General features: G+C 68.5%; 13 protein-coding genes. 1 reads left to right on the top strand and 12 read right to left on the bottom strand.

The window, feature by feature from the left end; genetic code table 11:
* Positions 1-5: 5 nt before the first annotated feature.
* From AC5P9F_RS08750 to AC5P9F_RS08725, 6 genes are all read right to left on the bottom strand, one after another.
* Positions 6-932, bottom strand: a complete 927-nt coding sequence (locus AC5P9F_RS08750; protein ID WP_005413795.1) for a FecR family protein — start codon at positions 930-932, stop codon at positions 6-8.
* Positions 929-1,438, bottom strand: a complete 510-nt coding sequence (locus tag AC5P9F_RS08745; protein WP_164225568.1) for an RNA polymerase sigma factor — start codon at positions 1,436-1,438, stop codon at positions 929-931. Before AC5P9F_RS08745 ends, AC5P9F_RS08750 begins: the two co-directional genes overlap by 4 nt.
* Before the next feature lie 124 nt (positions 1,439-1,562).
* Entirely contained in the window at positions 1,563-2,069 is a 507-nt protein-coding gene (locus AC5P9F_RS08740) for a hypothetical protein (RefSeq protein ID WP_059034713.1), read from the bottom strand.
* A 94-nt stretch (positions 2,070-2,163) separates the two neighbouring features.
* Positions 2,164-2,388 carry a hypothetical protein gene (locus AC5P9F_RS08735; protein ID WP_164225567.1) on the bottom strand — a complete coding sequence of 75 codons (225 nt, stop codon included), beginning with the start codon at positions 2,386-2,388 and terminating at the stop codon, positions 2,164-2,166.
* A complete protein-coding gene (locus AC5P9F_RS08730) occupies positions 2,385-3,086 on the bottom strand; it encodes a glutamine amidotransferase (protein WP_005410057.1) in 702 nt (233 codons plus the stop codon). Before AC5P9F_RS08730 ends, AC5P9F_RS08735 begins: the two co-directional genes overlap by 4 nt.
* Positions 3,083-3,856 carry a YggS family pyridoxal phosphate-dependent enzyme gene (locus AC5P9F_RS08725; protein ID WP_005410056.1) on the bottom strand — a complete coding sequence of 258 codons (774 nt, stop codon included), beginning with the start codon at positions 3,854-3,856 and terminating at the stop codon, positions 3,083-3,085. The genes AC5P9F_RS08730 and AC5P9F_RS08725 overlap by 4 nt, the downstream gene beginning before the upstream one ends.
* A gap of 76 nt (positions 3,857-3,932) precedes the next feature.
* Between AC5P9F_RS08725 and ptsJ the strand changes: the two genes are divergently transcribed.
* Positions 3,933-5,219: a MocR-like B6 salvage transcription factor PtsJ gene (gene ptsJ, locus AC5P9F_RS08720; protein ID WP_005413790.1), complete on the top strand. Its 1,287-nt coding sequence runs from the start codon at positions 3,933-3,935 to the stop codon at positions 5,217-5,219.
* 32 nt (positions 5,220-5,251) lie between these two features.
* Here the strand turns inward: ptsJ and AC5P9F_RS08715 are convergent, their stop codons facing one another.
* The 6 genes from AC5P9F_RS08715 to AC5P9F_RS08690 all read right to left on the bottom strand — a co-directional run bounded on the left by AC5P9F_RS08715 (position 5,252) and on the right by AC5P9F_RS08690 (position 13,013).
* Positions 5,252-5,758: a hypothetical protein gene (locus AC5P9F_RS08715; RefSeq protein WP_005410054.1), complete on the bottom strand. Its 507-nt coding sequence runs from the start codon at positions 5,756-5,758 to the stop codon at positions 5,252-5,254.
* 191 nt (positions 5,759-5,949) lie between these two features.
* Complete coding sequence (locus AC5P9F_RS08710) at positions 5,950-9,060, bottom strand: error-prone DNA polymerase (protein WP_043035199.1); 3,111 nt, start codon at positions 9,058-9,060, stop codon at positions 5,950-5,952.
* A gap of 6 nt (positions 9,061-9,066) precedes the next feature.
* On the bottom strand, positions 9,067-10,476 hold the full coding sequence (locus AC5P9F_RS08705) for a Y-family DNA polymerase (protein WP_099480120.1): 1,410 nt from the start codon (positions 10,474-10,476) through the stop codon (positions 9,067-9,069).
* A 9-nt stretch (positions 10,477-10,485) separates the two neighbouring features.
* Positions 10,486-11,100: a translesion DNA synthesis-associated protein ImuA gene (gene imuA / locus AC5P9F_RS08700; protein WP_005413787.1), complete on the bottom strand. Its 615-nt coding sequence runs from the start codon at positions 11,098-11,100 to the stop codon at positions 10,486-10,488.
* Positions 11,101-11,319: 219 nt separating this feature from the next.
* Positions 11,320-12,327 carry a cyclase family protein gene (locus AC5P9F_RS08695; RefSeq protein ID WP_100438621.1) on the bottom strand — a complete coding sequence of 336 codons (1,008 nt, stop codon included), beginning with the start codon at positions 12,325-12,327 and terminating at the stop codon, positions 11,320-11,322.
* A gap of 35 nt (positions 12,328-12,362) precedes the next feature.
* Positions 12,363-13,013, bottom strand: a complete 651-nt coding sequence (locus AC5P9F_RS08690) for a DsbA family oxidoreductase (RefSeq protein WP_012480588.1) — start codon at positions 13,011-13,013, stop codon at positions 12,363-12,365.
* Positions 13,014-13,070: the final 57 nt, after the last annotated feature.

Here is a 13,070-nt window from a genome sequence, read left to right as displayed (position 1 = left end):
CAATGTCAGGGTGCATCGCGCTGCTCCTCGCGCGGCGGCAACCACACCTGCATGCCCGCGCCGATACGCAGTACACGCACATGCAGCTGCGCGGCGAGCTGGTCGCGGTTGCTGGCGGCACCATCTGCATTGCCCAGTAGGGTGACCGGCCGTTGGCGAAGCCGTGCACCGACGATCCAGGTATGTCCGCCATGCCAACGGTCCAGCCCCTGGGTGACGTCGGCAAGCGGCGCCGAAACCCAATGCAGGCGCCGTTCGCGCCAGGCCAGGGTGCTGTCGTCTGCCGGATGTGCTGCAGCAGTCGCTTGTCCGTTGAAGCGTATCTGCTGCCCCTCACTGGCCTGCACGCTGGCGGTACCGCTTTCTACACGGACGCTGTGCTCGGTGACCGTGACCACGCTGTTGTCGCCCTGCACGGCCAGATCAAACGCGGTTCCCAGCGCAGTGACCGTGCCCTGTGGAGTGTGTACCTGGAATGGCCGGTCGGCATCGGCGGCGACCTTGAACCAGGCTTGCCCCTGCTGCAGCTGCAACTGGCGGCGCTGTGCATCGACGCGCACATGCACTTCGCTGCCCGGTGACAGCAGGACGTGCGAACCGTCTGGCAGGGCTTCATCACGGATCTCGCCTGCAGCAGTGCGCAGTACCTGCGCAGCGGGTGGCGAGGCGGTGCGGCTGTACAGGCCGAGCGCGCACAGCAGCAGTACCGCAATGCCGGCCTCGCCCAGGCGCCGCCGCTGCCGCCGTTGCTGTTGCCGTTGAAGACTGGGCAAGGTGGCACCGGCCTGCCACAGCTGCTGCAGATGCTGGTACTGCGCAACATGGCGCGAATCGGCCTGGCACCACTGGTCGAACGCGTTCTCGTCGCGGGTGCCATCGTGTCCATCCAGCCACCAGCGTGCGGCTTCGCGCGCGATCGCGTCCTGGCTCATGCGCCGGGCACCTGCTGCAGGGCGACGAGGGCGCGCAGCAGATGGCCGTGCGCAGTCTGCCGGCTGATGCCGAGCTGGCGCCCGATCTCGGCCAGCGCCAATTGTTCAACCCGCGCCAGCAGGAACACCTGGCGCGAGCGCGGTGGCAGCGCGGCGATGATCGCATCGAGATGACGCAGCTGTTCGGCGTCGAGCAGTCGCTGCTCGGGCAGTGGTGCAGGATCGACGAGGGCGTGCAGCTGCGCTTCATCCAGCGCTTCCTCACGACGGCGCTGACGTTGCCGGAAGTGATCCGCGATCAGGTTGTGGGCAACGCGGTACAGGTACGCGCGGCCATTGCTCAGCAGGCCGCTGGCGGCGACTTTGACGACACGCAGCCAGGTTTCCTGGACGACGTCATCGGCGTCGCTGCGTTGCGGGAGTTTGCGGCGGACATGGGCGTGCAGCGGCCGGTAATGGGCCGCGCACAGCTGCGCGACATCCGTCGGTTCGACAGGCGTGGACACGGGGCGGGCGACAACTGGGAAAGGGAACAGCCCGCGGCGGCAAGGGCAGCGGCTGCACCTTACAGCAAAAGAGAATCATTTGCATCAATGGCGCGAGGCACGGCACGCATGGGTCACCGCGGCGTCAGCGCGGACGATAGTCGCAGTGGATCTGCAGGGCTTCGGTGGCGTTGTGATGCAGCTCGAAGCCGCACTGCTGCAGGCTGCGCTTCACCTGCACGACGGCTTCGGAATGACGGGCAACGCGACGATCCTGCCAGCGCAGTGGGGTGAACACGCCCAGGGGCAGCAGCCGCAGCCGCTTGCCGTGCAGTACCAGTGAGACATCGACATGACGGCCATCGATGTCGTGCCCGTTGGCACCGAAGATGGCATCGATCTCATCGCGGCGTTGCGGGTAGCAGGTGCGGAATGCTGCGATGCCGAGCCGTCGTACCGCGCGGCGGAAGCCGCCGAGACGGCTGTGGCCGGGTTCGAAGCCACGGGTGAGCAGCAGGCGCAACCCGGCAGGCAGCATCGCCTGCGCGTCGAGCAGGCGTTGCAGTACCTCTTCTTCCAGTTGGATGCGGGTGGAGGGCCAGCGCGGGGCGATGAGCAGTCCGTGGTGGTTGCCGCGATGCAGGGTCAACATGCGTGAAGCTTCGCACGCGGGCGAACAGCCGCGGTAGTGCCGGCCGCTGGCCGGAAGATCCGGATGCCGGCCAGCGGCCGGCACTACCATCGGGTCAGATGTCGCGGTACTGGATCTGCGAAGCCAGTACCCGCAGGCCATCGGCATTGCTGGACAGGATGCGCTCTTCGCCGACACCTCTCTGCCGTTTCAGCTGGAAGCCCTGATCGGCAGGCAGCTGTGCGGCAATGGCGTCCATGCGTTGCAGGGCATTGGGGCCGCTGCAGTCGAAGTGGCCCCAGTGGGCGCCATCGCGGTGGATCTGCAATCGGTAGTTCATTGCGGTGTCTCCGGCAGGTCCTGCAGCCAATGGTCGAACATCGCGGTGGCGGCCGCTGCCAGCGGTGCGCCATAGCGACGCGCCTGTGCGCGCAGGTCGTTGGGATCGATGCCGGCCTGGGCCAGCTCCAGCGTGTGGCCGATCAGCCAGCGCTCGAACTGGCGGGCGTCCAGTTCCGGATGGCATTGCAGGGCCAGTGCGTGGCTGCCGATGGCGAAGGCCTGGTGACGGCAGGCCGGCGTGCTGGCCAGGCGGCGTGCACCGGCCGGAAGTTCGAACGCCTCACCATGCCAATGCAGTACCGGAATGCCCTGCAGGGACTGCAGCGGAGAACGCTGGCCTTCATCGGTCAGCAGCAGTGGCGCAAAGCCGATTTCCTTGCCACCACTGGGAGCGACACTGGCACCGAGTGCGCGCGCCATCAGCTGTGCACCCAGGCAGATGCCGAGGGTCGGCCGCTGCCGCTGCAGCCGGCGCTGCAGCAGGGCAATGCTGTCGTTGACGAAGGGGTAAGTCCCTGTGTCATTGGCACTGATGGGACCGCCCAGCACGACCAGCAGGTCGGCGGTTTCGGCGTCATCGAGCGCATCGACGCCGGCCTGCAGCAGCTGCAGCTGCCAGCCTTGCGCCAACAGCAGTGGCTGCAGGGTGCCGAGGTCTTCAAAGCCAACGTGCTGCAGGACAACCGCGTGCTTCATGCCGGGGCTCCGCTGTTCGGCCAGTAGAAGCTGTCCGGGGTGGCGCGGGCGCCGAAAATGGCCTGGCCGACGCGGACCACGGTGGCACCTTCCTCGATGGCCACTTCGAAATCACCGGACATGCCCATCGACAGCTGCGACAGGTCCAGGTCGGGCGGGGCGGTGCGTTGCAGCTGGTCGCGCAGTTCGCGCAGGCGCACGAAGCAGGCGCGCACGCGCTCGACGTCGGGGGTGAAGATGGCCAGGGTCATCAGGCCGCGCACGCGCAGGCGATCGAAGGCTGGCAGCTGTTGCACGAAGGCCTCGACCGCGTCGGGTTCCAGTCCGTACTTGCTGGGTTCGGCCGAGGTGTTGACCTGCACGAACACATCCAGGGTGCGCTCTTCCAGTTGCAGGCGCTGCTGCAGGGCCTCGGCTACGCGCAGGCTGTCCAGCGCCTGGAACTCGCTGGCAAAGCGCGCCACGTAGCGCGCCTTGTTGGTCTGCAGATGGCCGATCACCGACCAGTGCACGCCCAGGTCGGCCATCGCTTCGGCCTTGCGTTGTGCCTCCTGCACCTTGTTCTCGCCAAGTTCGTGGCAGCCTGCGGCCACCGCCATGCGGATGCGGGCTTCATCGACGGTCTTGCTGACCGGCAGCAGGCGCACGCTGGCCGGGTCCCGGCCGACGCGGGCGCAGGCATCGGCGATGCGTTGGCGCACCGTGACCAGGTTGGTGGCGATCTGTTCAACGGACTGGGCGACGGGCCAGTCGGCGGCGGCAAGGGGCATGCGGGCACCTCCAATGCAGGGCGGCCAGGGTGGGATACACTGGCACAGGACAAGAGATATTTTGGCATAGGACAAAATGAAAATCACCGGGCACAGTGCCGAGTCGATCTTCGACAGCATCCGTGAGGGCATCGGCGAGGGCCGCTTGCCGGCCGGCAGCGTGCTGCCGCCGGTGCGTGAACTGGCCGAGCAGTTGGGCGTGAACCGCAACACCGTGGCCGCTGCCTACAAGCGCCTGGATGCGGCGGGCCTGGCCAGCACGGCGGGCCGCCGCGGCACGGTGGTGCGTGGCCTGCCGCCGCCGCTGGCGCGCGAGGGCAGTACGCCCGGGCTGGCGCTGCAGGACCTGGCCGGTGGCAATCCGGATCCGCGCCTGCTGCCGAACCTGCGCCTTGCCCCGGCCGCACCGCGGCTGTATGGCGTGGGCACGGTCGACCCGAGGTTGCAGGCGCTGGCGCGCGCCTCGCTGGATGCGGACTGCCCGGCGGGTTATGCGCTGGAGCTGACCCATGGCGCGGTCGATGGCATTGAACGCCTGCTGGCGGCCTGGCTGCTGCCGGGGGATCGCATCGCGGTGGAGGATCCGTGCTTCCTCGGCAGCCTCAATGTGCTCAATGCCGTGGGCCACGCGCCGTTGCCGGTGGCGGTGGACGCGCATGGCATGCAGGTCGAATCACTTCGGCAGGCGCTGGAGGCCGGTGCACGCGCGGTGCTGCTGACCCCGCGTGCGCACAACCCGACCGGGGCCAGCCTGGATGCGAAGCGGGCACGGGCGTTGCGCCAGCTGCTGGCGGCCTACCCGCAGGTGGCGGTGCTGGTCGACGATCATTACGCGCTGCTTTCGCAGCAGGCCTACCACTCGGTACTGCCGCTGGATGGCCGGCGCTGGGCGCTGTTGCGTTCGTTGTCCAAACCGCTCGGCCCCGACCTGCGCCTGGCCTGGTTGGCCTGCGATGAAGAAACCGCGATGCGGTTGCGGCTGCGATTGGCGTCCGGCACCGGCTGGGTCAGTCATCTGCTGCAGGATGCGGCGACGTCGGTGCTGGCGTCGGCAACGCAGCGGGCGAAGATCGCCTCGGCAGGTGAGCGTTACCAGCAGCGCCTGCAGTCGCTGCAGGAGTTGCTGCGCGCGCGTGGCATGCCGACGCCGCTGCCAATGGAGGGATTGAACCTGTGGCTGCCGTTGTCGGCTGACAGCCATCCTCAGGTGCTGGCACTGGCTTCGCGCGGATGGCATGTGCGGGCGGGCGAAGTGTTCGCGGTGGCGGCGCCGGGACATGGTCTGCGCATCACCTGTGCGGCGCTGGGGACGACGCAGCTGCGGCAGCTGGCCGATGACCTGGCGGCCGTGTGCGGGGTGTAGCGTCGAGCATGGCTCGACGCTACAGAAGCCGATCAGGGCGCGGCGTTGGCGCCAGGGCGCACGTAGTAGGACTGGCCGCTGTCATCGACGAACATCAGCTCCGGCTTGCCCTGCCAGGAGGTGAGCATGGCGCCGGTGTTGTTCTGGTGCTTGACCATCAGGCTGGCGCCGCGATCCGGGTTGGCGACGACCTTGAATACTTCGGTAGTGCCGGTGGCATCGTCGAGGGTGAGCAGGGCTTCGCCGCCGCGGTCGCTGGTGCCATAACCACCACGCTCGGAACCGTCGGGGCCAAGCAGGATCAGGCCAGACAGGGCGGTGGCGCGCGGCCCCTGGGTGCGGCCCTGGCTGAGCGGGTCGGGGACCGGTGCGCCGAGGATCACCCGCGGCTGGCCGCTTGCATCGTGGATGACCAGGCCGCGTGCTTCGATGATGCGCTGTGGCGATTGGCTGCGATGCAGGTTCCAGGCGGTCCAGCCGGAAACAAGCAGGGCGAGGGTGGAGACCACCAGTGTGGTCAGCAGCAGCGCACGGGGCATCGGGTGGTCCTTCCTTGGATGTGCCGACGATAGCGGATGCAAAAGGGGATGGATAGAGTCGACTGTCAGTCGACCGCTGTTCGATCAGATCACGGAGATTCCCGCGCTGGCGCGCGCAAGTCGACTGACAGTCGACTCTACCTCTACCTGCTCGACATCACCCAGTGGCCGTTACGCGGTGATTCCCGGCGTCAGTGGAAATCGCGGCTGTGGCTGCGCAGTCCCTGCAGCAGTTCATCCAGGCAGTGCATGCGTTGCACGATGACGTGCTGGACGCCATCGACGCGTTCCAGGCGGCCATCGACCTGCATCAGCTGGGTATCGACCAGCACCCGGTGCTGGCGATCGGCCAGGTGCCGCCAGACCACGGCGTTGACCATGCCGGTCTCATCCTCGAGCGTGAGGAAGGTGACACCGCTGGCGGTCTGTGGGCGCTGGCGCATGCGTACCAGGCCGGCGATGCGCACGCGACGGCCATGGCCATGGCCCGCCAGTTGCGCGGCATCCAGGCAGCCACGGCTGCGCAGCTGCGCACGCAGGAATGAGATCGGATGGCGGCCGAGGGTGGTGCCGGTGCTGCGGTAATCGGCCTGCATGTCCTCCCAGGCGCTGGGCAGCGGCAACGGCACGCGGGCTTCGGCGGTGGCGCGGGCCTGGTCGAAGAGCGGCAGCCGGTTTTCCACGCCGGAGATATCCCAGCGTGCACGATGGCGATGGCCACTGAGCCCACGCAACGCACCGGCATCGGCCAGCAGGCCCTGCTGGCGGCGGTCCAGGGCGGTGCGCTGGCACAGGTCGCCGACATCGTCGAACGGGCGCCGCGCACGTTCGCGCATGATGGCCTGCACGGCGGGTTCATTGCAGCCATCGACCAGGCGCAGGCCGAGCCGGATCGCCGCCGGCCCCTTGCTGAAATCCAGGGTGCAGTCCCAGTCGCTGTGGCGCACGTCCACCGGCAGCACGCGGATGCCATGCCGGCGCGCGTCCTGCAGCAGCTGGTCGGGGCTGTAGAAGCCCAGCGGCTGGCTGTTGATCAGGCTGGCGGTGAACGCGGCGGGGTGATGGCATTTCAGCCAGCAGCTGTTATAGGTCAGCAGGGCGAAGCTGGCGGCGTGGCTTTCCGGGAAACCGTAATCACCGAAGCCCTTGATCTGCTCGAACAGGTGCTCGCCGTATTCGCGGCTGAAACCGTTCTTGAGCATGCCGGCCAGCAGCTTCTCGCGATGCGGTTCCAGGCCGCCACGGCGCTTCCACGCCGCCATCGAGCGGCGCAGGGCATCGGCCTGGCCCGGCGTGTAGCCGGCCGCTTCTACCGCCAGCTGCATCACCTGTTCCTGGAACAGCGGCACGCCCAGCGTGCGTGCGAACACGCGTTCCAGCTGCGGTGGGTAGAGCGGGTTGTCCGGGTCGTTCAACGCGTCCGGTCCCTTTTCGCGCAGGATCCGGCGCCGCTCCAGATAGGGGTGCACCATGTCGCCCTGGATCGGGCCGGGGCGCACGATCGCCACCTCGATCACCAGGTCATAGAACGTGCGTGGCTGCATGCGCGGCAGCATCGCCATCTGGGCGCGCGATTCGATCTGGAACACGCCGATGGTGTCGGCGGCGCAGATCATGTCGAAGGTCTTTGCATCCTTGGGCGGGATCGCATCCATGCGTCCTTCATGCAGGCCGTGCTGCTTCAACATCGCCAGGCATTTGCGGATGGCGGTGAGCATGCCCAGCGCCAGGCAGTCGACCTTCATCAGGCCGGTGGCATCCAGATCGTCCTTGTCCCACTGGATGACGGTGCGGTCGGCCATCGCCGCGTTTTCTACCGGCACCAGGGTCGACAGCGGATGCTCGGAGATGACGAAACCACCCGGATGCTGAGACAGGTGGCGTGGGAAGTCGATCAGCTCGGCGGTCAATGCCAGCAGCCGCCGCATCAAGGGCGTGTCCGGGTCGAAGCCGCGCTCGCGCAGGGTTTCCGGCAGCGGGATGCTGCCACCCCAGTGGTCCATCGCCGCGCCGAGTTCGTTGACCTGGTCCATCGGCAGGCCGAGCGCACGGGCGACGTCGCGGATCGCGCTGCGGCCACGGTAGCTGATTGCTACTGCGGTCAGTGCGGCGCGCTCGCGGCCATAGCGCTTGAACACGTACTGCAGCACTTCCTCGCGGCGCTCGTGCTCGAAGTCGATGTCGATGTCCGGCGGCTCATTGCGCTCGGCGGAGATGAAGCGTTCAAACAACAGATTGCTGCGCGCAGGATCGATCTCGGTCACGCCCAGCACAAAGCACACCGTCGAATTGGCCGCCGAGCCACGCCCTTGGCAGAGGATGTCCTGGCTGCGGGCGAAGCGCACGATGTCATGCACGGTAAGGAAGTAGGAGGCGTAGTTTTTCTCCCGGATCAACGCCAGCTCATGTTCGATCTGCTTGCGCTGTGCGTCCTTGATGCCTTCTGGCCAACGCCAGGGAATCTTTTCTTCGACCAGCTCGCGCAGCCAGCTGTCCGGGTCATGCCCCTCCGGCACCAGCTCGCGTGGATAGGTGTACTGCAGCTGTTCCAGGGTGAAGTGGCAGCGTTCGGCGATGCGCAGGGTCTCGGCCAGCAGTTCGGCGGGATACAGCTGGGCCAGCGCGGTGCGCGGACGCAGGTGGCGCTCGCCGTTGGGAAACAGGCGCCAGCCGGCTTCGGCCACGCTGCAACGATGGCGGATCGCGGTCAGCGTGTCCTGCAGGGCGCGGCGGCGTCGCACGTGCATGTGCACATCGCCACTGGCGACCAGCGGCAGGCGGTGGCGTTCGCCGAAGGCCTGCAGCTGCTGCAGGCGGCGTGCGTCGTCGTGCTCGTGGTGCAGTTCCACCGCCAGCCACAGCCGATCATTGAAGCCGGCGCGCAGCAGTTCCAGGTCGGTGGCGGCCGGTTGCCGGTCCAGCCACAGGCACAGCAGGCCGTCGGGCAGGCCGAGCAGGTCCTCGCGCAGGCAACGGTACTCGCCTTTGGCCGCGCGCCGCCGACAGGTAGTGATCAACTGGCAGAGCCCGGCATAGGCGGCCTGGTCGGTGCACAGCAGGGCCAGCTTGGGTCCGTCCTCGACCTGGAATTCGGCGCCGACGATCAGCGCCACGCCATGCGCCTTGGCCGCCTGCCAGGCACGCACGATGCCGGCCAGCGAGCATTCGTCGGTGATCGCCAACGCGCGGTAGCCCTGGCCGGCGGCGCGCGCGAACAGCTCTTCGGCGATCGAAGCACCACGCTGGAAACTGAAGGCCGACAGGCAGTGCAGTTCGGCGTAGCCGGGCAGTTCGCTGTGCATGGCGGCTCAGCCGAACCAGCCGTGCAGCATCCACGGCGCATGCGGATCGTTGCGCTCACGGAAAGCCCAGCCGCGCTGGCCGTGTGCGGTTTCCACCACGTAGTAGTCGCGGCGCGCGTCGGCCTGGTCCCACCAGCCCGATTCGATCCGCTCCGGCCCGGTGACGATGCGCAGCCGCGGATCACGCAGCGGTTGCGGGGTGTCCAGCAACCAGCCAGGGCGCAGCGGCCAGTACGACGGAGGCTTGGCCGCGGGCTGGCTGCCGCTGGCGCGTTCGGGGCGATGATCGGCCTGCACCGCCAGCGGCTGCACGGCGTCATCGCCCAGCCGCGCGCGCAGGCGCTCGCGCAGCTGGTTCCAGGGCATCGCCTGTGCCGGGCGGGTATCGAACAGGTCGCGCGCGGCGGGCACGAACGGTGGCAGCTGTTCGGCCTGCAGGCGCAGTGCGCGGCTGCCGGCCGGCAGGGCGAACGCTTCCATGCGGTTGCGCGCGATCTCGAACAGCAACGCGGGATCGCGTTCCGGTGCCAGCAGGCCGATGGTCAGCACGCTGGCCGGCAGCAGATCGTGCTCGAAATGCAGGTCGAAGCGCTGCACGCCGCCATCGCGCGAACACAGGAACGCGGCCAGGTCCAGCAGCAGGCGACGCAGCGGGAACAACAGGGCCTGGCTGGATTCGATCTCGTACTCGAATTCGATGCGTGCATCGAAACGGTCCGGTGGCTGGTAGTAGCGCAGTGGCGCGGTGGGTAGCCCACGCAGTGCATCCAGCTGCTGCAGGACCTCGGGGGCAAAGCGCCGGGCCAGGCTGTCGCGCGGCAGATCGAGCACTGTGCCCAGCGTGCGCAGGCCGGAGCGGCCGAGCACCGTCACCGCCTCGTTGGGCAGGCCGCAGCGCGGCAGGGGCAACTGCGCCAGCGCCGCCGGCAGTTGCTGTGCATCGATGCCGAGGCCGTCGTGGACGTTGGCCAGCACGCGCGCGGCATGTGGGGTAGGTGCGGCCACCAGACGGTGACGGAAGCCGAGTTCGTGCAGTTCGTTGCGCAGCCGCTGCTGGATCGTCAGCCAGTCACCGAACAGGGCGCGGCTGGCGCCGATCTCCAGCACCAGTGCATGCGGGAAATCGAGGCTGACCTGCGAGCTGTAGGCGTAGGCCCAGCTGGCCAGCAGCTGCCGGGTGTGCTGTTCGGCGTTGGGATCGTAATCGTGCAGGTGCATGTCCTGCACCAGCACCTGCGCAGCCGACAGCAGCATGCCCGGGCGCAGCCCGGCTGCGCGTGCCGACGGGCTGACCGCACGCAGTACGCGACGCTGTGCCGGCCCCTGCAGCAGCACCAGTGGGCGCTGCGGATCCGGCTGCAGGCGCAGCACGCTGTCCAGCGCCAGCTGCGGCAACAACAGGCAGGCCCAGTGCATGGCGCGGCCTCAGTGGGCGATGGCCAGCGGCAACGGCTGCGCCGGCGGCAGGCCGCCTCGGCACTTCAGCACCCGCACCTGGCCGTGGTCGAGCTGCAGGCGCAGGCTGGCCGGAGAGGGATTGCGCGCCGCCTGCGCCTCGCGGAACACGAAGCCCAGGCACTGGCCGCTGTCGGCGGCGACCTGCAGCCGGCGCAGGGCGCGATCGTCGGCCTGGTGTGGCCAGCACAGCACCGCCGCGCAGGCGGCAGAGCGCAGGCACTGCTCGGTGGCCCAGAGCGCCTGTTTCGGCGCTGCGTGGATGATCTGCAGCTGGGCCAGGTCCAGCCCGGCTGCCGCCCAGGCCGGGGCATGCGGGCGATAGGGCGGGGCGACCAGCACGATCGGGCGGTCACGCAGGCTCAGCTTGGCCAGCGCCGGCCAGACCAGCGCCAGCTCACCCACCCCGGGCGCCGCTTGCAGTACCTCGCACAGCCCGCTGGTGGGCCAGCCACCGCCGGGCAGGCGTGCGTCCAATGCCGGGTGCCCGCTGGCCAGGTGGTCGCTGGCCGGCCCCTGGCGGGCCGGGCCGCGCCACAGCTGGCGCCCGTCCAGCAGCCGGTCGAGGGCGACGACGGCACCCATCAGCCGGCCCTCCAAGGGAGGCGCCGGGCGGGCTGGAAACGGCAGGAACGGGCGGAAACGGCGGGCATGGCGCGAGTATCGACGGGCCGGTATCAGGGGCTGAGACCAGACATGCTACTCGCCTTGTGAGTAGAATTACTAATGAAATCGGAGGGTCCGGTTTCAGGTTGCTGAAGGGGTAAAGGAGTGCCGACCAAGGTCGGCACCCACAGGCCCTGGTTACGGGCGCACCGGCAGCGCCACCGGGCGCAGCGGCGCGGCATCGCCGCCGCGGATCTTCAGCGGGCCGCCGATGAAGGCGAACTCGTAGACCTTGTCGCGGGCCAGTTCGTCCAGCGCCACCAGCTCGATGATCGGCGCGCCCTGCTGGGCCAGCAGGTAGGTGTGCAGCGGCACGTAGTCGTCGGACACCTCCGAGGGGAAGGTCTCGAAGCTGAGGTTGTCGGCACCGACGATCATCGCGCCGCTGTCCTCGACCAGGAAGCGCGCCGCGTCCAGGCCCATGCCCGGCGGGTTGGCCATGTAGGCCCTGGGCTGCTCGAACAGGCGCATGCGGCCGGTGCGGATCAGCACCACGTCGCCCTGCTGCAGTTTCACCTTCTGGCGTGCCAGCGCATCCTTCAGGTCCTGGCGGGTGACGCGGTAGCTGTCAGGCAGCATGTCCACGCCCTTGGCAGCGGCCACGTCGATCAGCACGCCACGCGCGATCAGCGGCGGGAACTTCTCGATGCCGGTGACATTCCAGCCACGGTCGCCGAGGTGCTTGTCGGCCTCGAAGCCGTTCCAGATCTTCCCGTGGATGCCGAAGTGGTTCAGCGCATCGATGTGGGTGCCGGTGTGGCTGTACATCGAGAATGCGGTGCCGGTGTAGCTGCGGGTGAGGTTCATGGTCTCGCCCACGCCCATCGGGTCGTCCATCACCGTGCCGCGCGGGGTGTGGGTCATCCAGAACTGGTAGTGCGGGTCGCCGGCATCCTGCCAGCTGGGCATGCCGACGTAGTATTCGGTGGCCAGGTCATAGGCTTTGCCGCCGCTGACCCGTGACAGGATCGCCGCACGCGAGGCTTCGGTGATCAGGTTGAGGCGGCCGATCTCGTCCTTCGGCCCCCAGGGGCTGGTGCCGACCTGCTGGCCGGAGGGTACGCGTTCGTGTGCGGACACGGTGGTGGACGCGGCGGTGCCGGCCAGCAGCAGGGCCAGCGCGGTGCCCAGGGTATGTGGGGTCATGGGGAATCTCCTTGCAGGGTGGGGGAGGGTGCGGCTCAGGCCGCGACCAGGGGCGCCAGGGCCTGGCGCAGGTGTGGCAGCGGCAGGGTCTGCAGGCGCAGGCCGTTGCCGCCGATCACGGTGGGTATGGAACGGATGCCGAGGGCAGCGGCTTCGGCACGATCGGCCTGCACGCGCTGGCGTACTGCGTCGCTGCGCATGTGGTCAGCGAAGGCGCCACGTGGATGGCCCAGCGATTCGGCGATATCCAGCAGTACTTCGGCGTCGCCGATGTTGCGGTGCTGGTGCAGGTGCGCCCATTGCACGGCATCAAACATCGCGCCATGGGCGTCGTTGCCACCGAGCATGCCGGCGGCCTGGCAGGCCAGTGCGCCGAGCCAGCCGGACGGATACTCGAAGTCCTGTGCGCGCATGCCTTCGATATCGATGCGCGCGGTGTCTTCATGCGCGGCGCAGTCGGTCCAGTGGCGCAGGATGATCGCCTTGGCGCGCTCCATCGAGCCGAACACCTCGACCATCTGCGCGCGCGAGTCCTGCAGCACGAAGCTGCGGTGGCGCACCTGGATGCCGAGTTCGGCCGAGACCTGCTGCAGGCGCGGGGCCAGCACGAAGCACCAGCCGCAGACCACGTCGTGGAAGAAATCGACCACCGGCGCGGCGGTGGCGGGGGAAGGAACGGAAGACATCTGCCTGCCATCGGTGAGAGGGGAGGCGGCAGATTAGGCAGCGCGGCGTGGCCGAAA

The organism is Stenotrophomonas sp. YJH_SMC_4 (genome assembly GCF_059371575.1).
Note: the sequence above shows the minus strand (reverse complement) of the source record. Positions and strands in the feature narration are given on the sequence as shown.

Excerpts from the sequence above, each read along its gene's own strand:
- AC5P9F_RS08735 (WP_164225567.1), bottom strand. The coding sequence starts at position 2,388 with ATGAACTACCGATTGCAGATCCACCGCGATGGCGCCCACTGGGGCCAC.
- AC5P9F_RS08750 (WP_005413795.1), bottom strand. The coding sequence starts at position 932 with ATGAGCCAGGACGCGATCGCGCGCGAAGCCGCACGCTGGTGGCTGGAT.
- ptsJ (WP_005413790.1), top strand. The coding sequence starts at position 3,933 with ATGAAAATCACCGGGCACAGTGCCGAGTCGATCTTCGACAGCATCCGT.
- AC5P9F_RS08740 (WP_059034713.1), bottom strand. The coding sequence starts at position 2,069 with ATGTTGACCCTGCATCGCGGCAACCACCACGGACTGCTCATCGCCCCG.
- AC5P9F_RS08695 (WP_100438621.1), bottom strand. The coding sequence starts at position 12,327 with ATGACCCCACATACCCTGGGCACCGCGCTGGCCCTGCTGCTGGCCGGC.
- AC5P9F_RS08710 (WP_043035199.1), bottom strand. The coding sequence starts at position 9,060 with ATGCACAGCGAACTGCCCGGCTACGCCGAACTGCACTGCCTGTCGGCC.
- AC5P9F_RS08730 (WP_005410057.1), bottom strand. The coding sequence starts at position 3,086 with ATGAAGCACGCGGTTGTCCTGCAGCACGTTGGCTTTGAAGACCTCGGC.
- AC5P9F_RS08690 (WP_012480588.1), bottom strand. The coding sequence starts at position 13,013 with ATGTCTTCCGTTCCTTCCCCCGCCACCGCCGCGCCGGTGGTCGATTTC.
- AC5P9F_RS08705 (WP_099480120.1), bottom strand. The coding sequence starts at position 10,476 with ATGCACTGGGCCTGCCTGTTGTTGCCGCAGCTGGCGCTGGACAGCGTG.
- imuA (WP_005413787.1), bottom strand. The coding sequence starts at position 11,100 with ATGGGTGCCGTCGTCGCCCTCGACCGGCTGCTGGACGGGCGCCAGCTG.
- AC5P9F_RS08715 (WP_005410054.1), bottom strand. The coding sequence starts at position 5,758 with ATGCCCCGTGCGCTGCTGCTGACCACACTGGTGGTCTCCACCCTCGCC.
- AC5P9F_RS08725 (WP_005410056.1), bottom strand. The coding sequence starts at position 3,856 with ATGCCCCTTGCCGCCGCCGACTGGCCCGTCGCCCAGTCCGTTGAACAG.